The sequence below is a fragment of the Sphingomonas sp. S2-65 genome, assembly GCF_021513175.1.
Taxonomy (GTDB): domain Bacteria; phylum Pseudomonadota; class Alphaproteobacteria; order Sphingomonadales; family Sphingomonadaceae; genus Sphingomonas.
In genome coordinates this window covers 421,938-441,362 of record NZ_CP090953.1, presented here as the reverse complement: position 1 = coordinate 441,362, position 19,425 = coordinate 421,938, and the positions used below count along the sequence as shown (strand labels likewise).

The 19,425-nt window shown below is 66.5% G+C and carries 16 protein-coding genes and 2 tRNA genes; 7 read left to right on the top strand and 11 right to left on the bottom strand.

The window, feature by feature from the left end:
* Positions 1–54 precede the first annotated feature (54 nt).
* The 4 genes from LZ586_RS02265 to LZ586_RS02250 all read left to right on the top strand — a co-directional run bounded on the left by LZ586_RS02265 (position 55) and on the right by LZ586_RS02250 (position 3,807).
* Positions 55–1,263, top strand: a complete 1,209-nt coding sequence (locus tag LZ586_RS02265) for a hydrolase (protein ID WP_235078078.1) — start codon at positions 55–57, stop codon at positions 1,261–1,263.
* Positions 1,260–2,270: an arginine N-succinyltransferase gene (locus LZ586_RS02260; RefSeq protein ID WP_235078077.1), complete on the top strand. Its 1,011-nt coding sequence runs from the start codon at positions 1,260–1,262 to the stop codon at positions 2,268–2,270. Before LZ586_RS02265 ends, LZ586_RS02260 begins: the two co-directional genes overlap by 4 nt.
* On the top strand, positions 2,270–3,523 hold the full coding sequence (locus LZ586_RS02255; RefSeq protein WP_235078076.1) for an N-succinylarginine dihydrolase: 1,254 nt from the start codon (positions 2,270–2,272) through the stop codon (positions 3,521–3,523). Before LZ586_RS02260 ends, LZ586_RS02255 begins: the two co-directional genes overlap by 1 nt.
* A gap of 65 nt (positions 3,524–3,588) precedes the next feature.
* On the top strand, positions 3,589–3,807 hold the full coding sequence (locus LZ586_RS02250; protein WP_235078075.1) for a hypothetical protein: 219 nt from the start codon (positions 3,589–3,591) through the stop codon (positions 3,805–3,807).
* Positions 3,808–3,913: 106 nt separating this feature from the next.
* Here LZ586_RS02250 and LZ586_RS02245 read toward each other — a convergent pair.
* Positions 3,914–3,990 (bottom strand) — tRNA-Arg (locus LZ586_RS02245).
* 81 nt (positions 3,991–4,071) lie between these two features.
* On the opposite strand from LZ586_RS02245, the gene LZ586_RS02240 reads away from it, so the two are divergent.
* The gene (locus tag LZ586_RS02240) at positions 4,072–4,563 is read left to right on the top strand and encodes a hypothetical protein (RefSeq protein ID WP_235078074.1); all 492 of its coding nucleotides are present in this window, start codon (positions 4,072–4,074) and stop codon (positions 4,561–4,563) included.
* Here the strand turns inward: LZ586_RS02240 and LZ586_RS02235 are convergent.
* Genes LZ586_RS02235 through LZ586_RS02220 form a run of 4 tightly spaced genes read right to left on the bottom strand, consistent with a single transcriptional unit; the run spans position 4,560 to position 9,779 of the window.
* Complete coding sequence (locus LZ586_RS02235) at positions 4,560–6,803, bottom strand: spermidine synthase (RefSeq protein WP_235078073.1); 2,244 nt, start codon at positions 6,801–6,803, stop codon at positions 4,560–4,562. The genes LZ586_RS02240 and LZ586_RS02235 overlap by 4 nt on opposite strands.
* Positions 6,803–7,336, bottom strand: coding sequence for a GNAT family N-acetyltransferase (locus LZ586_RS02230; protein ID WP_235078072.1), 534 nt, complete (start codon positions 7,334–7,336; stop codon positions 6,803–6,805). Before LZ586_RS02230 ends, LZ586_RS02235 begins: the two co-directional genes overlap by 1 nt.
* The gene (gene hemB / locus LZ586_RS02225; RefSeq protein WP_235078071.1) at positions 7,333–8,319 is read right to left on the bottom strand and encodes a porphobilinogen synthase; all 987 of its coding nucleotides are present in this window, start codon (positions 8,317–8,319) and stop codon (positions 7,333–7,335) included. Before hemB ends, LZ586_RS02230 begins: the two co-directional genes overlap by 4 nt.
* Positions 8,320–8,336: 17 nt before the next feature.
* Positions 8,337–9,779, bottom strand: a complete 1,443-nt coding sequence (locus LZ586_RS02220) for an MATE family efflux transporter (protein ID WP_235078070.1) — start codon at positions 9,777–9,779, stop codon at positions 8,337–8,339.
* A gap of 70 nt (positions 9,780–9,849) precedes the next feature.
* Between LZ586_RS02220 and LZ586_RS02215 the strand changes: the two genes are divergently transcribed.
* Positions 9,850–10,734 (top strand): diacylglycerol/lipid kinase family protein, encoded by an 885-nt coding sequence (locus LZ586_RS02215; protein ID WP_235078069.1) that lies wholly within the window; start codon positions 9,850–9,852, stop codon positions 10,732–10,734.
* Here LZ586_RS02215 and LZ586_RS02210 read toward each other — a convergent pair.
* From LZ586_RS02210 to LZ586_RS02190, 5 genes are all read right to left on the bottom strand, one after another.
* On the bottom strand, positions 10,731–13,421 hold the full coding sequence (locus tag LZ586_RS02210) for a valine--tRNA ligase (protein ID WP_235078068.1): 2,691 nt from the start codon (positions 13,419–13,421) through the stop codon (positions 10,731–10,733). The genes LZ586_RS02215 and LZ586_RS02210 overlap by 4 nt on opposite strands.
* 199 nt (positions 13,422–13,620) lie before the next feature.
* Entirely contained in the window at positions 13,621–15,660 is a 2,040-nt protein-coding gene (locus tag LZ586_RS02205; RefSeq protein WP_235078067.1) for an alpha/beta hydrolase family protein, read from the bottom strand.
* Positions 15,661–15,723: 63 nt separating this feature from the next.
* Positions 15,724–16,185 (bottom strand): DUF2497 domain-containing protein, encoded by a 462-nt coding sequence (locus LZ586_RS02200; RefSeq protein ID WP_235079704.1) that lies wholly within the window; start codon positions 16,183–16,185, stop codon positions 15,724–15,726.
* Between the two features lie 35 nt (positions 16,186–16,220).
* A complete protein-coding gene (locus LZ586_RS02195) occupies positions 16,221–17,810 on the bottom strand; it encodes a TolC family outer membrane protein (RefSeq protein WP_235078066.1) in 1,590 nt (529 codons plus the stop codon).
* 19 nt (positions 17,811–17,829) lie between these two features.
* Positions 17,830–18,513 carry a protein-L-isoaspartate O-methyltransferase family protein gene (locus tag LZ586_RS02190; protein ID WP_235079703.1) on the bottom strand — a complete coding sequence of 228 codons (684 nt, stop codon included), beginning with the start codon at positions 18,511–18,513 and terminating at the stop codon, positions 17,830–17,832.
* A 165-nt stretch (positions 18,514–18,678) separates the two neighbouring features.
* Here LZ586_RS02190 and LZ586_RS02185 point away from each other — a divergent pair.
* Positions 18,679–18,752, top strand: a tRNA-Cys gene (locus LZ586_RS02185).
* A gap of 76 nt (positions 18,753–18,828) precedes the next feature.
* Here the strand turns inward: LZ586_RS02185 and LZ586_RS02180 are convergent.
* A complete protein-coding gene (locus tag LZ586_RS02180; protein WP_235078065.1) occupies positions 18,829–19,221 on the bottom strand; it encodes a glycine zipper 2TM domain-containing protein in 393 nt (130 codons plus the stop codon).
* Between the last annotated feature and the right edge of the window lie 204 nt (positions 19,222–19,425).

The window sequence follows — 19,425 nt, the reverse complement described above, 5'->3', positions numbered from 1 at the left end:
TTTGAGCGACGCAGGGGTGTTCACCCGCCGCCGCTTCGCGCTACCACGTCGGCGATGATTGCAGTCACCGACCTGGAGCGCGACGCTATCGCTCATGTGGGCGCAGCCCCGATGCTGGCCCAGACCGAAAGCTGGGTCGCGATCAACAGCGGTACGCGCAACCTGGCAGGCCTGCGGACAATGGCCGGCCTGCTCGCCGACGCCTTCGCCGTTCTGCCCGGCGCGCTCTCGCTGATCGAGCCTGACCCGGTGGAAAGCGTCTCGCCCGCGGGTCAGGTCGAACAACTGGCGCACGGCCAGCATCTCCGCCTGAGCGTCCGGCCCGATGCGCCGCTCCAGCTGCTCTTCACCGGCCACATGGACACCGTCTACCCCGTCGATCACCCGTTCCAGTCCGCGCGGTGGCTGCCGGACGGGACACTGAACGGCCCGGGTGCGGCGGACATGAAGGGCGGGCTGGCGGTGATGCTCGCTGCCTTGCAGGCGGTCGAGGCAAGCCCCCTTGCGCCGCGCCTGGGCTATGACGTCGTGATCAACTCCGACGAGGAGACCGGCTCCTTCGCGTCTGCGGCGCTCATCGCGCGCGCCGCGCGTGGCAAGCACGTCGCCTTCACCTATGAGCCGGCGTTGCCCGACGGCACGCTCGCCGGCGCAAGAGGCGGCACGGGCAATTTCTCGCTGATCGTTCGCGGCCGCAGTGCCCATGCCGGCCGTAATCCCGAAACAGGCCGCAACGCTCTTGTCGCCGCCGCCGACCTGGCGGTCCGCCTCGCCTCGGCGGGTACGCCCGCACTCTCGGTCAATCCCGCGCGGATTGACGGCGGTGGCCCCAACAACGTCGTGCCCGAACTCGCCATCCTCCGCGTCAACTTCCGACCGCGCGCGCAGGAGGCGATCGACGATGCCACCACGGCGATCCAGCGCATCGTGGAGAGCGTCAGCCGCGAGCACGAGGTCAGGATCGAAGTGCACGGCAGCTTCAATCGCCCGCCAAAGCCGCTCGACCCCCGATCGCTGCAACTGTTCCACCTCGTTCAGGGAGCCGGTGCGGCGTTGGGCTTGCAGATCGCGTGGAAAGCCACCGGCGGCGTTTGCGACGGCAACAACATCGCTGCCTGCGGCGTGCCCGTGATCGACACGATGGGCGTGCGCGGCGGCGCAATTCATTCCATGGAGGAATTTCTGATCCCGGACTCACTCGCCGAACGTGCCGCCTTGTCGGCAATCAGCATCCTCCGGCTTGCCGAACGAGGTGGCCTGTGAGCTTTCGCATCCGCGCCGCGCGGGACGAGGATCTGCAGCCCCTCTACGAAATGGCGAAGCTGACGGGCGGCGGGTTCACCAATCTGCCGCCCGAGCGCGCCTCGCTGCGGGCGAAGCTGGAGCGAAGTCACGCCGCCTTTGCCCGAACCGAGGACGGGCTGTTCGACGACCTGTTCGTCCTCGTCCTGGAGAATGCCGAAACCGGCGACGTCCGGGGCACCTGCCAGATCTTCACGCATGTCGGCCAGACCTGGCCCTTCTACAGCTATCGCATCGGCACCGTCACCAAGCATAGCCGCGAGCTCAACCGCACGTTCCGCGCCGAAATGCTGAGCCTGGTGAACGATCTTGAGAGTTCGTCTGAAGTAGGCGGCCTGTTTCTCCATCCTCATGAGCGCGCCGGCGGGCTGGGGCTGCTGCTCGCCCGCAGCCGCTACCTGTTCATCGCGTACCACCGTGCCCGCTTCGCCGATCGCATCCTCGCCGAACTGCGCGGCGTTATCGATGAGGCCGGCGCCTCGCCCTTCTGGGACGGCGTGGCGGGCAGGTTCTTCGGCATGAACTTCCAGGATGCCGACAGCTTCAACGCCGCCCATGGCAATCAATTCATTGCCGATCTGATGCCCAAGCACCCGATCTATACCGCGATGCTGAACGACCATGCCCGCGCGGTGATGGGCATCCCCCATCCAAACGGGCGGGCGGCGATGCGGATGCTCGAGAACGAAGGCTTCGCGTACGAGAAATATATCGACATCTTCGACGGTGGTCCGACCATGACCGCCCGCACCGACCAGGTGAAGACGATCCGCGAAGCGGTCACCGCCCGCGTTGCGCGCATCGGCGCTGCCGACCAGTCCGCCCTGATCGCGACCGGCAGGCTCGCCGGCTTCCAAGTCACGCAGGGCAAGGTCGGTATCGGTCCCGACGGCGTGACCATCGATCCCGCATCCGCGGCCCTGCTCGGGGTGAAGGAAGGGGACAAGATCGTCCACGTCGCCCGTTGATGCTCCGCGAGATCAACTTCGACGGGATCATCGGCCCAAGCCACAATTTCGCAGGGCTCAGCCCGGGAAATCTCGCCGCGACGCGCAACCAGGGTCTCGTCTCGCGCCCCCGTGCCGCGGCGTTGCAGGGATTGGCCAAGATGCGGGCGAACCTCAGCCTCGGATTGGCCCAGGGCATCTTGCTGCCGCACGCGCGGCCCAACCGTCGCTGGCTGCGGAGCTTGGGCACGAGCTACCAACTCGCCCCACCCCATCTGCGCGCCCAGGCTTTCTCGGCTTCGGCGATGTGGGCCGCCAACGCCGCCACGGTGTCGCCGTCTCCGGACGCCGCAGACGGGCGCTGCCATCTCACCACGGCGAACCTCGCCACCCTGCCGCACCGCAGCCATGAATGGCCGGAAACCCTGGCGCAACTGCGCCTCGCCTTCGCCCATGATGCGTTTCGCGTGCACGGTCCGGTTCCTCCTCCCTTCGGAGACGAGGGCGCGGCCAATCATATGCGACTGGCGGCGCATCACGACGCCCCCGGGATTGAGGTGTTCGTGTTCGGCGTGGCGGGCGGCGCCTTTCCCGCACGCCAGCACCGCGACGCGAGCGAGGCCATCGCCCGCCTTCATGGCCTGGATCCCGCCCGAACCTTCTTCGCACAACAATCGCCCGAGGCGATCGCCGCCGGCGCCTTCCACAACGATGTGGTCGCAGTGGCGAACGGGCGCGTTCTGTTCGCGCACGAACAGGCGTTCGCCGATCCAAACGCGCTCTACGCCGACTTGCGCGACGCGCTGCCCGAGGTCGAGATCGTGGAAGTGCCTGCTTCCAGAGTGAGCCTCGAAGACGCGATCGCCTCCTACCTGTTCAATGCGCAGCTGGTGACGCTCCCCACAGGGGAAACGACCTTGATCGTGCCCCAGGAGGCACGCGAGACGCCAAGCGTGTGGCGATGGCTGGAGGAGCATGTCGCGGGCAACGGCCCGATCCGCCGCCTGGAGGTGATCGACGTGCGGGAGTCGATGAGCAACGGCGGGGGGCCCGCCTGCCTGCGCCTGCGGGTCGTCGCCGACCCCGCCACCATAGATCCCCGCTTCATGGTCGACGCGGAGAAGCTGAACGCGATCGGCGCGTTGATCGAACGCCACTGGCCCGAAGCGATAGCTGCTGAGGACCTGCAAGCCCCTGCCCTGATCGATCAGGTCGAGGGCGCACGCGCGGCGTTGCTTGAGATGGTCGGATGTGTCGAGTTAATTAACAGTTAACCACCGCATCCGGGGCAAAACCCACGCTTTTAAGCGGTTGGTCCGCTCCTTGCAGAGAGCTGGCCATGTGGGATCGTGTGCGCAGCCTCTTCATCATCAAGACAAAGTTCGAGGCATTCCTGATCATCTACGGCCTGGCGACGGGCGCAGTGGAGCGCGGGATGCACTACCTGCACCAATATCCGGGGCTCGGCGGGCGGCTGCTGTTCGCTGTCTGCCCCATCGCCGTCTTCATGGCAGGCGGCAAGATCCTCGACAGCCTGCATGGAGAGGCCCGAGATTAGGGCTGCTTCGGTGATGTTGAAAAAGCCGCTTCGCGAGCGGTGAGTTGGGGAGCCGGCCCTAAGGCCGGGCTCCCAACTTTTCCCTTTATTCTCCCGTTGGGGAGAATGGTGCGCCCGGAACGATTCGAACGTCCGACCCTCAGATTCGTAGTCTGATGCTCTATCCAGCTGAGCTACGGGCGCCGGGAGAGGCGTCCTTAGAAGCCGAATCGGAGGGACGCAAGCCCGTTGCGTACGATTTTTTACAAACTTAAAGCGGTCGGCATGCGACGCCTTGTCCCCCTGCTCGCGATCGGCCTCAGCGCATGCGCTGACCCTACCGGTCCTTATCCCTCGCTCCTGCCGCGTGCGGTGGAGAAGCAGAACCTGGCGGAGCCCGAGCGCCGGGCACCCGTCGCGGTGGCGGACCCGGCGCTGGACGCCAGGATCGCCACAATCAGCGCGAGCCTCGACGATGCCGAGAAGCGCTTCGCGAGCGCCGCGCGGGACGCGGAGGCAAAGGTCGCCGTCGCCCGCGGCCTGGCGGCGGGGTCCGAGCGCTGGCTCGACGCGCAAGTGGCACTGAGCACGCTGGACGCGCTGCGGGCCCCGGTCACGACGCTTCAGACCGACTTGGAGACGTTGGTCATCGAGCGGGGCGCAAGCGGTCAGCCGCCCTACCCTGCCCTTCAGGAAGCGGCAAAACGCGCCGACGCCGTCGGAGCGGGGCAGGCCAGCCGGATCAGCGCTCTCGAAGCGGCGCTGGCGGGCGCCTAATCGTCGTCCGAGGCGCCGCCGCCGGTGCCGCGTAGAACCGGTACGATCGACGCATAGTCGTCGGTCCAGCCTGCGAAGCCGCGCCTGGCGACGAGCGGCCGCCAGCCATGGCCCGTACCCGTCAGCGCGGCGAGCTTGGCGGGATCGTGCGACAGCGCGATCCAGTCGGAGGTCGACGCCTCGTCCTGTTTCTCCAGCGCGCTTGGCTGGTAGATCATCCGCGCCGCATGCCAGCCGCCCCGCTCGGCAGCGGCGGCAACCACGGGCGTGAGTGCCAGGAACCGGTTCGAGATGTGGACCAGCAGCAAGCCGTTCGGCGCCAGAACCCGGCCATAACTGGCAAACGCCTCGGCCGTCATCAGGTGCATCGGCACGGCGTCGGACGAGAACGCGTCGAGCGCCAGGAGATCCAGGCTCGCGGCGGGCATGTGGTCGATCTGCAACCGGGCATCGCCCAGTAGTACGGTGGGATCGGGCAGGCACCGCGCCAGGAACGTGAAGCGTTCGCGCGCGATGCGGACCACCGCTGGATCGATTTCGAAGAACCGCCATTGCTGGCCAGGCCGCGCGTAGCAAGCGAGCGTCCCGGTGCCGAGCCCCACGACGCCCACGCGTGCGCGCGGACCATAGAGGCTGGGCAAGGCCTCCATCGCCTGCCCCACGCCCGACCCTGGAACATAATAGGTCGTCGGCATCCGCTCGCGCGCGCCGAGCAGCTGCAGACCGTGGACGGTCGTGCCGTGGGCCAGCCTGCGCTCCCCGTCCTGGTCAGTCACGGTATACACCCCGAAGTAACTGCGGATGCGCGCCCCGCTGAGCGACATATCGATCGCGCGCTGGCCACCGAAGATGAACAATGCGCCGGCCAGTGCCACCATGAACGGCGCACGACGCCCGACCGCCACCAGACCTACCGCCGCCACTGCGACGAACGCCATTTGCTCGCTGAAGCTGCCGAACAGCCGGCCCGGGTTCCAGAAGCCTAGGGCGACCAGCCCGACCACCACCACGATCATCAGCACCGTCCGGCCCCGCTGAGCCGCCCGCGAGCCTCTCCAGAACCGCTCCAGCGCCGGGAAGAGGAAGCTCTGGGGCACCAGCAGCCCCGCCGCCAGGATCAGAAGCGGATATTCATAGGTCCAGTCGAACACCAGCGGCGCAACCAGTGCCGAGAATACGCCGCCCAGCGCTCCCCCGAACGCCATCGCCAGGTAGAAGCCGGTCAGCCGGTCGGGCGCGGGCCGCAGCGCGTACATGCGGGCATGCAGCGCTACCGACACCATGAACAGCAACAACAGCCCGATGGCTGCGTTGAGATAGGCGAACTGTTGATGCCCGGCGATCAGCGTCGCGCCGAACAGCAGCAACATGACCGGCACGAACTTGGCGAGCAGATCGGGCAAGGCTGAGCCTTCGCGGAAGGCGAGCGAGAAGCTGAGCAGGTACAGTCCGAGCGGTAGCACCCACAGGAGCGGTACCGCGACGATGTCGGTCGTGAGGAAGGTCGTGGTCGCCAGCATCAGCCCCGATGGCACGAGGGCAAGGGCGATCCACCACGCGACACGCCCCGGCGTGGGGCGGACACTATGGGCGAGTTCCGGCACTGCATCGCCGGAGTTGGTGGGTAACAGCAGCCCACAGCCCGCCACCAGCACCGCGACCAGCGCATAGCCGGCGGTCCAGAGCCAGCTTTGACCATGCAGTGCCAGGCCAGGTTCGACCAGCAGGGGGTAGGCGATCAACCCGCCAAAGCTGCCGATGTTGGACGCGGCGTAGAGGGCGTAGGGATCGCGTCCGCCGCTTGCCGCTGCGTACCAGCGCTGGAGCAACGGCGCCTGGGCCGAGATCGCGAAGAACAACGGGCCGATCGACGCGCATAGCAGCCATGGCACCCAGAGCGCGGGATCGATCGAGCCCGGCAGTTCCGTGGCGATGAGGCCAATCGGCAGCTGCAAGGCCGCCACTGCGAGCACGCCGACATGCACCAGCGCCTGAACACGCAGGCGGAACCGCCCCAGCCAATGGGCATAGGCATAGCCGGCGAGTAACAACGCCTGGTACACCAGCATCGCCGAATTCCACACGGCCGGTGCGCCGCCGATCCGCGGCAGTGCCATGCGCGCGATCATCGGCTGGACAAGGAACAGCAGGAAGGACCCGGTGAGGATCGCGGCGACGAACAGCCAGCGCAGCCTTCCGGAAGCGAGCATCTCTCGCGGCGGCCCGGCTTGGGTATCCATCAATGCGTTCCCGGCCGATGAATCGCGAACGTCACCGTCGCGCGCATGGCGTCTTCCTCGGCGAACAGGGGATGGTTGAAGTCGCCGTCGACCAGTCGATGCATGCCAAGCCGATCCATGACCTGCTGGCTCTTGATGTGACCCGCGGCGGTGATCGCCACCACGCGGGGCGCCGGGGTGTTGGCCCAGCCCCACTCCAACGACGCCCGGGCGGCTTCCGTCGCCAGCCCCTTGCCCCAGAACGGCAGGTCGAACAGCCAGCCGATTTCCGTTTCGCCCTGGATCGGGGTGTTCGGTGCGCCCGGCTTCAGGCCGCACAGCCCCGCCACTGCGCCGTCGTGCTCGACCGTCCAGAAGCCCAAGCCATGGCTGTCGCGGTAGCCGATATGGCGATCGATGCTGGCTTGGGCGGTCTCCCGCGTGGGATTGCGCACCAGGTCGCGCATCACTTCCGGGTTGGCGAGCATGGCGATCAACGGTTCACGATCGCGCGCTTCGGTCGGCCGCAGGACGAGCCTTGCCGTGTGGATCATGCACCAAGCAGCCTGGCAGCCAGCGGGGCGTGGTAGGTCAGCACCCCCGAACAGCCCGCGCGTTTGAACGCCAGCAGGGTTTCCATCACCAGCGCCTCGCGGTCCCCTGCCCCTACTGCGGCAGCGGCCTCGATCATCGCATATTCTCCGGAGACCTGGTAGGCAAACACAGGCACTTCAAAGGCGTTCTTCACACGCAATATGATGTCGAGATAGGGCAGCCCCGGCTTGACCATAACGCTGTCTGCGCCCTCGGCCAGATCCAGCGAGACTTCGCGCAACGCTTCCTCGGCATTGGCGGGATCCATCTGGTACGTCTTCTTGTCGCCCTTCAACAGGCCTCGCGATCCCACTGCGTCGCGGAACGGACCGTAGAAGCCGCTGGCGTATTTGGCCGCATATGCCATGATCTGCACATTGGCGTGGCCATTCGCCTCCAGCGCGCTGCGGATCAGCCCGATCCGCCCGTCCATCATGTCCGAAGGTGCGACGATGTCCGATCCCGCCTCCGCCTGAACCAAGGCCTGCTCGGTGAGGAGCGCCGCAGTTTCGTCGTTCAGCACATAGCCTCGGGCGTCAACAAGACCGTCATGTCCGTGACTGGTGTAAGGATCGAGTGCCACATCGGTGAGGACACCCACCTCCGGCACGGCGTTCTTGATCGCGCGGATCGCGCGGCACATCAGATTGTCCGGGTTGAGCGCCTCCCGGCCATCTTCGCTACGCAGCGCTGGAGGCGTGTTGGGAAACAGCGCAATGCAGGGAATGCCTAGAGCGCTGGCCTGGCGCGCTTGTTCGACGATGCCCTTCAGGCACCAGCGCGAAACGCCGGGAAGCGCCGCGATCGGTTCCTCGCCTTCGCCCTCTGTCACGAACATGGGCCAGATCAGGTCGGCGGGCGTGAGCACGGTTTCGGCATGCATCCGCCTGCTCCAAGCGGCGGCACGGGTGCGGCGGAGACGAAGCGCGGGATACTGACTCATGGCCGGCTGATGCGCCCTCATCCAGTCGGTTGCAAGCGCCCGGCGGGCTCGGTCGAGGCGAGCGCCTGCTCGTGCCCCTCGTGTGGACGCAGCATCGCGCCGCGACGCCAATTGCCGTATCGGTAGTAGCTCGCTGCCAAACCAAGCGCCGCGAGCGAGCCGATCGGGAAACTCCACCACAGGGCGTCGCTTCCCAAGATCCCTCGCGCACCCAGGGCGAAGCCGATGCGTACCGGATACATGGCGACGATCAGCGCCAGCAACGGCATCCACACTGCGCCGTTGGCGCGGACGGTGGAGAACAGCACCATCGTCATGCCGAACAGCACGAAGTTCCAGCTGGCGATAAGTTGGATGTGCCGCGCGATTGGCAGCGCAGGGCTTTCGCCGACCAGGAACAGGGTCATAACCGGACGATCGAAAAGCAGCACCGCGGCCACCATCGCGCCGGTGATCAGGCAGTTGTACAGCAGCCCGGCGCGGGTGATCCCGCCGACCCGGTTCCAGGCGCCTGCCCCGATATTCTGAGCGGCCATCGCGCTGACAGCAGCGCCGATCGCCATCGCCGGCATCTGGATATAGGTCCACAGCTGCTGCGAGACGGCATAGGCCGCGACCGTATCGACGCCGAGGCGATTGACCAGCCCTACCATGGTAAGCCCGGCCAGGGACATCACCAGCATCTGCGCGCCCATCGGCAGCCCCTTGCCAAGGATCGTGCGCATCAAGGCGGCGCTGGGCAACAAGTACCCAACCTCACGACCGCGCAGCCGGATCGGCAAATCGCGCATGTAGATAGTGACAAGCAGCCCTGTCACGGCAAGATGATTGGCGATCAGCGTCGCCGCCGCGGAACCGGCGATCCCTAGGGCAGGCGCGGGTCCCAGTCCCAGGATCAGCACGGGATTGAGCCCGGCATCCAGGATGACGCTGAGGATCATGAACCACAGAGGCGTCATGGCGTCCCCGGCGCCGCGCAGCCCCATCATCAGCAACACCAGCAGCATGGCGGCGGGAAGTCCGAGGAAAATTACTCGCAAATAGCTGAGCGCCAGCGGCATCGCGTCGCCTGGGGTAGCGAGCAGGCGCAGGATGGCCGGTGAGAGGAAATAGCCGAGGATCGCGACGAACACCGCACTGCCCAGCACCAGCCCGACCGCCGCGCCGAACGCCTGGCGGGCGCCGTCGATGTCGTGCCGGCCCATCGCCTGGCCGATGAGCACCGTGGCCGCCATGCCGAAGCCGAACACCGCACCGAACAGAAGGAACATGATGATGTTGGCGTTGGAGGTTGCCGCGAGCGCATCCTCACCCAGGAAGCGGCCGACCCAGATCGTGTTGATCGATCCGTTGAGCGACTGGAGGATGTTCGAACCCAGGGTGGGTAGCGCGAACAATAAGAGCGTGCGGCCGATCGGCCCGGTCGTAAGGTCCCGTCTGGCGGGTGCGCGCGTTGCCATGCCCTCTCCTTGGATCGTCCCGCCGCTGACAAGCGTTGCACCACCGATACGTTCCCCAGCTGGAGGGCAGATGACGAAAAGTTCGGTCAAGGCAGTGATGGTGGTGAACACCAAGTCGCGCAGCGGGCAGCGATCGTTCGAGCGCGCACGTGCGCGGTTTGCCGAGCTGGACTATCTGGTTGACGCGCATGCAGTCGAAAATCCTGAGCAGCTGACGCAAACCGTTACGACGGCGTTACAGTCTGATCCCGAGATATTGATCATCGGCGGCGGCGACGGCACGATCAGCTGCCTGGTCGACCTGATCGTCGGCAAGGGAGTGCGGCTGGGCGTATTGCCTCTCGGCACCGCCAACAGCTTCTCGCGGTCGCTCGGCATCCCGCTAGATGTGGACGGCGCCGTCGACGTGATCGTCAACGGAGCACCACGGCGGATCGACCTGGGAATGATCGGCGACGATTACTTCGCTAACGCCGCGGCGATCGGGCTGTCGCCCAAGATCGCTGAAACCGTTCCGCACCTGGCGAAACGTTGGTTCGGACGGGCCGGATATCTCAGCTGGGCGGCGCTTCAGTTCGTGCGATTCAAGCCGTTCACCCTCATCGTCGGCTCGGGAGCCGAGGCGCAGCGGCTGAAGGTGGTCGAGGTGCGGATCTCCAACGGCCCATTCCACGGCGGCACGGAGCTGGTGGAGAGCGCAAAGCTCGACAGCGGGCGGATCGTCATCCAGGCCGTGAAAGGGCCGCTGAAGCGCCGGCTGATCCACAATTGGGCAGCGTCGGCGCTACGGCTCAAGACCCGGCACGCGGACGTGGTGGAGTTCAGCGGCAAGGCGCTCGAAATTGCCACCGAGCCTCCCCTCCCGATCTCCATCGACGGCGAGGTGCTCGCCAAGACCCCGACCATCGCCAAGGTTGCCCCTGGCGTGATCGAGGTCATGGCCCCGCGCGACTAGCCGAGCCGCGCCAGTGCCGCCGATAGCCGCTCGGCCTCCGCCGCCTTGTCGGCATGGTCGGCGCGCGCCTTTTCCACCGCCTCGGGCTTGGCCCGTTCTACGAAGCTTGGGTTGCCGAGGCGCCCCGCCAGCCCGTCGCGCTCCTTCTCGGCCGCGGCGATCGCCTTGGTCAGCCGAGTCTTCTCGGCGTCGAGATCGACGACATCGCCGAGCGGGAGGACGAAGGTCGCTTCGTCGACGATGATCTGGAGCGCACCGCCCGCGGGCACCTCGCCCTGCGCCTGGTCGACGCGTGCCAGGCGGGCGAGCGCCGCCTCCTGCCGGACGAGCCGCGCGGCGGTTTCGCCGCTGGCGTCACGGACATGGATGGGCAGCCGCGCGCCCGGGGGCACGTTGAGCTCGGTGCGAGCGGCACGGACTTCGCTGACCAGCCGGATCAGCCAATCGATCTCCTGCGCCGCTTGGGGATCGAGCGCGCGGGCGTCCGCCATCGGCCAGGCGGCGACGATCAGTTCATGATCGCGCGGCCCCATCTTGGACCAAAGCTCTTCGGTGATGAAGGGCATGAACGGGTGGAGCATGACCAGGATCTGGTCGAGGACCCAGCCGGCGACGGCGCGGGTTTCTTCTGCACCAGGACCGGTCGCGGGCACACCGCCCTCACCCTGGATCACCGGCTTGATCAGCTCGAGATACCAGTCGCAGAAGCGGCTCCACGTGAACTGATAGATGGTGTTAGCCGCTTCGTCGAAGCGGAGATCGGCCAGCGCAAGGTCGAGCGCTTGCACCGCCGCCACGGTTTCCGCGATAATCCAGCGGTTTACCGCGAGCTCGGCAGGTGGCGGCTCAAGCGTGGTGCTGGCCGCGATCCCGTTGGACTGGCAGAAGCGTGCGGCGTTCCAGAGCTTGGTGGCGAAGTTGCGGTAGCCCTCGATCCGCTTCTCATCCATCTTGATGTCGCGCCCCTGGCTCTCCATCGCCGCCATGAAGAAGCGCAGCGCGTCGGCGCCGTATTTGTCGATCAGCCCGAGCGGATTGACCACGTTGCCCTTGGACTTGGACATCTTTTGCCCGTCCGACGCGCGCACCAAACCATGCAAGTACAGCGTCTTGAAGGGCACTTCGCCCAGGAACTGCAAACCCTGCATCATCATCCGGGCATCCCAGAAGAACAGGATGTCGAAGCCGGAGATCAGCACGTCGTTGGGATAGCGGCCAGAGGCCTTCACATCGGCATCGGGCCAGCCCATCGTCGCGAACGGCCACAGTGCCGAGGAGAACCAAGTGTCGAGCACGTCGGGATCCCGGGTGAGCGCAACGCCCTCACCTGCTGCAGCCTGAGCCTCGGCTTCACTCTCAGCGACAAAGATGCTGCCGTCTTGTGCGAACCAGGCCGGGATCTGGTGCCCCCACCAAAGCTGGCGCGAGACGCACCAGGGCTGGATGTTCTCCATCCAGTTGAAATAGGTCTTTTCCCAGCTCTTGGGCACGATCCTGGTCGCGCCCGAGCGAACGGCTTCGATCGCTGGCTTGGCGAGGGTGGCGGCGTCGACATACCATTGGTCGGTGAGCCAGGGCTCGATCACTTCGCCCGAGCGGTCGCCGAACGGCGTGGCGATCGTGCGCGGCTCGGCGTCGTGCTCGGCGCCTTCCTTGTCGAGATGCGGGATCAGGACGCCGTCATCCTTGAGCCGCTGGACGATAACCTTGCGTGCCTCGAAGCGGTCGAGGCCGAGCAGATCCTCGGGGATCAGCCCGTCTGCGGTCTGGGTGATGCGCGCCTTGGCGTCGAGCATGTTGAGCATGTCGCGCGCCTCAATCCCGGCGCGGCCGCCGACTTCGAAATCGTTGAAGTCGTGGCCCGGCGTGATCTTGACCGCGCCCGAACCGAGTTCGGGATCGGCATGGTCGTCGGTGATGATCGGGATCAGGCGGCCGGTGATCGGCAGGCGCACCTTCTTGCCGACAAGCGCAGTGTAGCGCTCGTCGCTGGCGTTCACCGCGACGGCCATGTCGGCGAGCATCGTCTCGGGCCGGGTGGTTGCGACTTCAATGAAGCCGCTGCCATCCTCGAGCGGATAGCGCAGGCGCCAGAAACTGCCCTTGACGTCCTTGGTCTCGACCTCAAGGTCGGAGATTGCGGTGCCGAGCTTGGAGTCCCAGTTCACCAGCCGCTTGTCGCGGTAGATCAAGCCCTGCTTGTGCAGCTCGACGAACACCTTGAGCACGGCTTTCGAGAAGCCCTCGTCCATGGTGAAGCGTTCGTTCGCCCAATCCATCGAGCAGCCGAGCCGGCGGAGCTGCTGGGTGATCTCCCCGCCGCTCTCTTCCTTCCACTCCCACACCTTCGCGACGAATTCCTCGCGGGTGAAGTCGGTGCGCTTCTGCTGGACGGCATTGAGCTGGCGCTCGACCACCATCTGAGTGGCGATGCCGGCATGGTCGGTGCCGACCACCCAGCGCGCGTCCTTGCCCTTCAACCGGGCGTGTCTGACGAGGATGTCCTGGAGCGTGTTGTCGAGTGCGTGGCCGATATGCAGGCTGCCAGTGACGTTGGGCGGCGGGTTGACCAGAGTCCAGGGATCGGCGCCGGGGCGCTCGGGCGCGAACAGGCCCTTGTCTTCCCAATGGCCATACCAGCGGGATTCGATTTCGGCGGGGTCGAAGGTCTTGGGGAGTTCGGTCATGACGCGGGCTTTAGCGGGGTGTGCAAGTTTCGCACAACCCTCCGGTAGGTTCCCCTTCCGCTTGGACGGAGGAGAATTGCTAGGTTTGACGTCCCTCCCACGTCACCCCGGCCTTGAGCCGGGGGCCCGCTGCCTTTCCCGGCAGAAGAAGCGGGATCCCGGCTCAAGGCCGGGATGACGGAGGATCGTAGATCGGCGCCTACTTGCCGGTGTACTTGTTCAACCAGCCGAGTACCTCGCCATACCATTGCAGCGAGTTCTTGGGCTTGAGCACCCAGTGATTCTCATCGGGAAATACCAGCAGGCGGCTGTCGACGCCCTGGCGCTGGAGCGCGGTGAAGGCGGCGAGCCCCTGCGTATAGGGGATGCGGAAGTCCTTTTCGCTGGTGATGACCAGCTGGGGAGTCTTCCACTTGGCGACGTGGTGCACCGGGTTCCACTTTTCGAAGGCTTCCGGATCTTCGTAATAGGTCTTCCCGCCATGCTCCCACTCGTCGAACCACAGCTCCTCGGTCTCATAGGCCATGGCGCGGGCGTCGAAAACGCCGTCATGCTGGACGATGCACTTGAAGCGATCGGGCCACTGCCCTTCGATCCAGTTCATCATATAACCGCCATAGGAGGCGCCGAGCGCGCAGGCGTTGCCACCGTCGAGATAGGAGAATTTGGCGGTCGCCGCGGCGAGACCCTTCTGCAGATCCTCGAGCGGCCATCCGCCCCAATTGCTGCGGATCGCGTCGGTGAAGGCCTGCCCATAACCGGTGGAACCGTGGAAATCGACCGAGACCACCGCATAGCCGGCGCCGGCGAACACGGCGGGGTTCCAGCGATAGGACCAGCTGTTGTTGCTCGATCCCTGCGGGCCGCCATGGACGACGAAGGCAATGGGTGCCTTGGCGCCTTGGGCCAGACTGGCGGGGCGGACCGAATAGCCCCAGACCGTGTCGCCATTGGCGCCGGCGAAGCTGAAGCGATCGACCTTTGGCATGTCGATGCCCGAGAGCTTGGCGGCGTTGACCGAAGTCAAACGCGTGACCTTCTTGCCCGTCAGCGCGTAGAAGTCGTCGGGCGCGGTGAGGCTGTTCATCGCGAACACCGCGCCGCTCCGGGTCGGCAGAACCGCAGTCACGACGCCCTGCTGCGTCAGCCGGGCGACCTTGCCGCTCCTGGCATCGACAGTGAAGATGGGCTCTTCCTGGGTGTCCTGCGCGGTCACGTAGAGGCGCTTGCCATCCGGCGCCCAGGCGATCGACGCGACCGAGCGGTCCCATCCCTGGGTCAGCGCGCGGATTTCGCCAGTGGCGAGGTTGCGCAGCTTGAGCACCTGGCGGTCGGCCTCATAGCCGGCGCGCGCCATCGACATGTAAGCGAGCCACTTGCCGTCGGGCGACACGGTCGGAAGCGTGTCGGTACCGTCATTGTCGTCAGTGAGGTTCACGGGAGCGGCGGATCCATCGGCGGGCGCGGCGAAGATGTCGAGGTTGGTCGAGGTCGACTCGATCCGGCCTGCTTCGCGCAACGCGAAGTAGATCGTCCTGCCATCGGCGCTCCAGGCTAATTCCTCGCCGCCGCCGAAGGGCTTGGAAGGCGTGTCGCCGATCAGCTGGCCCCCGATCGCCGTCCCGCTGCCGGTGGCGCCGGCGGGGCCGAAGGGCAGCACGAAGAGCTGCGAGCGGTCGCCGTTCGCCCATGCGTCCCAATGGCGCACGAAGAGCTGGTCATAGGTCCGCCCGGAGCCCGCGTTCGCGTCCTTCTTCTCCAGCGCCGGTTCGAGGCTGGGGGCGCCCGGCTTGCGGTCCGCCCAGATCAGCAGCTTGGTATCGTCGGGCGAGACCTTGAAGCCGCTGAAGCCACCGGCGATGTGAGTGCGCTGCGTAGGCGTGCCGCCGGTGACGGCCACGCTCCACACTGCGTCTTCGCCACCCTTGTCCGACTGGAAGTAGACGGTGCGGCCGTCGCGTGAGAATTGCGGGGCGGCTTCGTTCACCTCGGCTTCGGCGACGAGCTTCTCGGGCACTGCGCCCCTGGTGCGAAGGTCGAGCCGCCATAGGTCGAGCCGGCCACGATTGGCGGCGAGGTCGGTCTCACGCTGCTGCCAGACCAGCCAACGCCCGTCCGGCGACACCGCGGGCGCGCCGACGCGCGAAAGCGTCGCGACATCGTCGATGGTGAGGTCGCGTGCGGTAGCCGGCGCGGCAGCGAAAGCGAGCGCTACGCCCGCGAGCAGGATGTGCTTCATGGCCGCGAGATAGAGCAGGAACGCGGCGGGGTTACAATCCCGCCGCGTCAAAGCTTGCGACGCTTAGTTCCGTCCGGTGATGCGTGAAATCTCGCGTGCGACCATCGTCTCGACGATGCGCGGCAGATTGTCGTCCAGCCAGTCCCGCAGCATCGGCTTGAGCATCTCGCGAACCATGCCCTCCAGCGTATCCGTGCCCGGCACTTCGGGCTTCACGACGATTCGCGACAACGCCTCCAGGGGCCCGCGCGTGGCTTCCGCGGCGCGGTCGGAGAGGATGGGATCGGCGAGGGGCTCAACCGGTGCGGACGCGGAAGCGCCGTGAGACCTGGCGTCCGCCATCGGCTGACTCAGCTCGAGCACTTCGTCTTCCGCCGGCTCATCCTCGACCACGACCTCACGCCGCGCCGCGGACTTGCCGCGGCGGCTTCGGGAAGAGACCGCGGCCTCCCCTTCCTCGGCGATGATGCGCTTAATGGACGAAAGGATCTCTTCCATCGACGGCTCGGTACTCATATCCCCCATGGTCCGCACCTTGGTCGCGTGGTTAATCGCTTCGCTCAATCCGGATTTGTGCGGGTCGTGTCAACCGGTCGCTGCAAAACCGGATCGAGACCGCCCGGCGCGACCGTCGCCCCTTGCGGCGGGGTACCGGCGGTCGAGGTGCCGACCGGGGTCGGCGCGCGATCGTCCGCCCAGTCGCTCCAACGGCCCTTCACGCGGTTGTAGTTGGCTTCCGGGTCGTAGAGCGGGCCACCGTCCAGATTGAGGTCGGCGGCCTCGGCACGGCCCATCGCCGCGAGCAGCGAGAAGCCGGCGATATAGGCGTCGCGCTCGGCAGTGACGAACTGGACCTGGGAGTTCAGCAATTCCTGCTCGGCGTTGAGGATGTCGAGGATGGTGCGGGTGCCGACACTGTTTTCGGCGCGCACGCCCTCGAGGCTCAGCCGGTTGGCTTCCACGGCGACGCGGGACGATTCGATCACCTGCAGCGCGCCCTGGTAAGAGGCATAGGCCGAGCGCGCCTGCGAGATCACGCCACGCTCGGTCAGGGTGACCGATTCGATTGCAGACGCCTCGCGGGCCTGCGCCTGGCGGACCTGTGCGGCCGGGCGGCCGCCCTGGAACAGCGGCAGGCTCACCTGAGCGCCGATCGTGCTGGAGAAGCCGTTGCTGGACAGCTGCTGGGCTGCCTGGCCGGGGACCGAGCCCAGATAATTGTAATAGTCGCCACCGACTCCCAGGCTGACCTGGGGAAGCCGGCTGGCGCGCGCCACTCGCGTGTCGAACCGCGTTGCGTCGCGCTGGAGCTGGGCGGCCTCGAGGAACGGGTTGTTCGCGAGCGCGGTCTGCTCGGCCACCTGCGCGTCGTCCGGCAGGTTGGGAAGGACCGGAGGCGGCGCGAGGACGCCCGGAGGGGTGCCGACTACGCGGATATAGCTTTCACGGCTGCCGATCAGCTGCGCCTCGGCGTTGCGAAGCTGGCTCTGCGCCAGCGCCAAGCGCGCTTCGGATTGCGCGACGTCGGTGCGCGTGAGGTCGCCGACCTCGAACCGGTCACGCGTTGCCTGGAGGTTGACTTGCAGGACGCGGACATTCTGCTGGTTGAGCCGGACGATCGCCTCGTTGCGGATCACGTCGACATAGGCAGTGACTACCGAGGTGAAGGTGTCGGCCTCTACCCCGCGCAGGTTCGCGCGGCCGGCGTTCACGCGCGTTTCCGCAGCGCGTACGGAATTGCGCACCGATCCACCGCTATAGATAGGCTGCGACACGTTGAGGCCGAGGCGGCCCTGGCGGGTCGGTGTGAAGGCGTTTCCGTCCGAGTCGTAGACGCTGCTGCTGACCGAGCCAGTACTGCCGACGCCGAACCGCCCCTGCGATCGCGCGATCGGCACGTTCTCATCGTTCGCGCGCTGGTTCGCCCGTTCGCCCTGAAGATCGGGGTTGGTGTTGTACGCCTGAAGCAGCGCCTCCCGCAGCGTCGTGGTCGGCGTGGCGGTCGTCGCGGGTGTCTGGGTAGCCACCTGCGGCGCGGTTTGAACCGTCACGTCGGCCGTCGTGCCCTGACGCGTCGTAGTAGTCTGCGCATAGGCAGGCCCCGCGAGCGCCGTGAGGCTCACGCCCAGCAGCAGGTTTTTCAAGCGCATCTCCCCCCTCTTTCCTTGATCAGAAAGTAAATTTTCGCAGACGCCGGAAGCCCGGCAACTCCGCGCATTCGATGTCCATGAAGTCGACCAGCGCGAAGCCCCCCTCGCTGCGGCGCCCGGCTGCCAGCCGAGTCACGCCGTGATCGACGATGCCGGTCAGTACCCGGCCCTCCGGGCGAATCTGCGCCACGAGCGCGTCGGGCAGTTCCTCGACCGCTCCGTCGGCGATCAGCAGGTCATAGGGCGCAGCCGCGGCCCAGCCGGCGCTGAGCGGCGCCTCCACGACCTCCACATTTCCCTCACCGGCAAGCGCCCCGCGGGCGAGAGCCGCCAAAGCCGGCTCCTGCTCCACCGCCACGATCGAGCCGGCGAGCAGTGCCAGCACTGCCGCGGCGTAGCCCCCGGCAGCACCGATCAGCAGCACGCGGTCGCTCGGCTGGATCTGCGCCTGCGTGAGCAAGCGGCCCGTTGCGAGCGGCGAATTGTGGCGGCGGCCACCGGGCAGCGGCAACAGCGCGTCGCGATAGGCGATGGCACGATGTTCGGCAGGCAGATACGCCTCGCGCGGCACCTTCGCCATCGCTTCGACCACCCGCGGATCGTTGACCGCGTTGGTGCGCAGCTGGCTTGCCACCATGGCGTGCCGCATCGCTTCAAAACGAGTCGTTTCGACGGGTGCGGATTCGAGCGAAAGAGCCATCATCACTCCGGCTTTCTGGCACAGCTGTTTTAGCCATGCAATACACTTGTTGACGTTGCTCGGCTTCTATCGCGGCCAAAGGATAACGCCAAGCGAACGCCGCGCTATTTTGAAACTATGTTGACACGGGGCCACTGCCCTGCGCATTCCCCGCGCCTCACCTCCGATGGCCCGATGGCGGAATGGTGACGCAGCGGACTGCAAATCCGTATATGCCGGTTCGATTCCGGCTCGGGCCTCCACCTCTTCCAGCGACATCGCAGACGCGAAAAAGGCGCCCGCTTCCGCGGACGCCCTTTCCTGGCGATTCGCCGGTGATCAGCGGCGGCAGTTGCCGCCGTCGACTTCGCGGCCCAGCAGCGCGCCCGCGCCGGCGCCCAGGATCGTGCCGGTGGTGCTGCGGCCACGGTAGGAATTGCCGCGGCCGATCTCGCCGCCGAGCAAGCCGCCGGCCACTGCACCCAGGATTGTTCCGGTAGTGCCGCTGCTGCAGCGACGGTAGCCATAGCGCTGACGATAGCCACGGTCGCCGCGATACTCGCCGCGGTAGCCGCGATACCCACGGTCGCCGCGGTCACCACGGTAGCCATCGCGATAGCCGCGATCCTGATACCCATAGCCGTCGTAACGCTGTGCTGCGGCCGGCGTGGCGGCGATGCCGCCCAGAGTGACGCTGGCGGCGAGCAGGGCGGAAAACAGGGTGTTCTTCATGGCGGTCCTCCTCGTCACGGCATCTGTGCCGCGTTTCCATGCTGCGGTTATGACCGAGTCGGGATGCGCCGAGCCTGAATGGAGTTGTTAGCTGCCGTTCAGGACGTCTGGCGTGGCGCTTCTTCCGCGTTGCGACGCCATCGGGGCGGCATTTCGGTTCGGCACAGGAACAACTCACGCCTGGGGGCGGTTACCGGGTCCCAC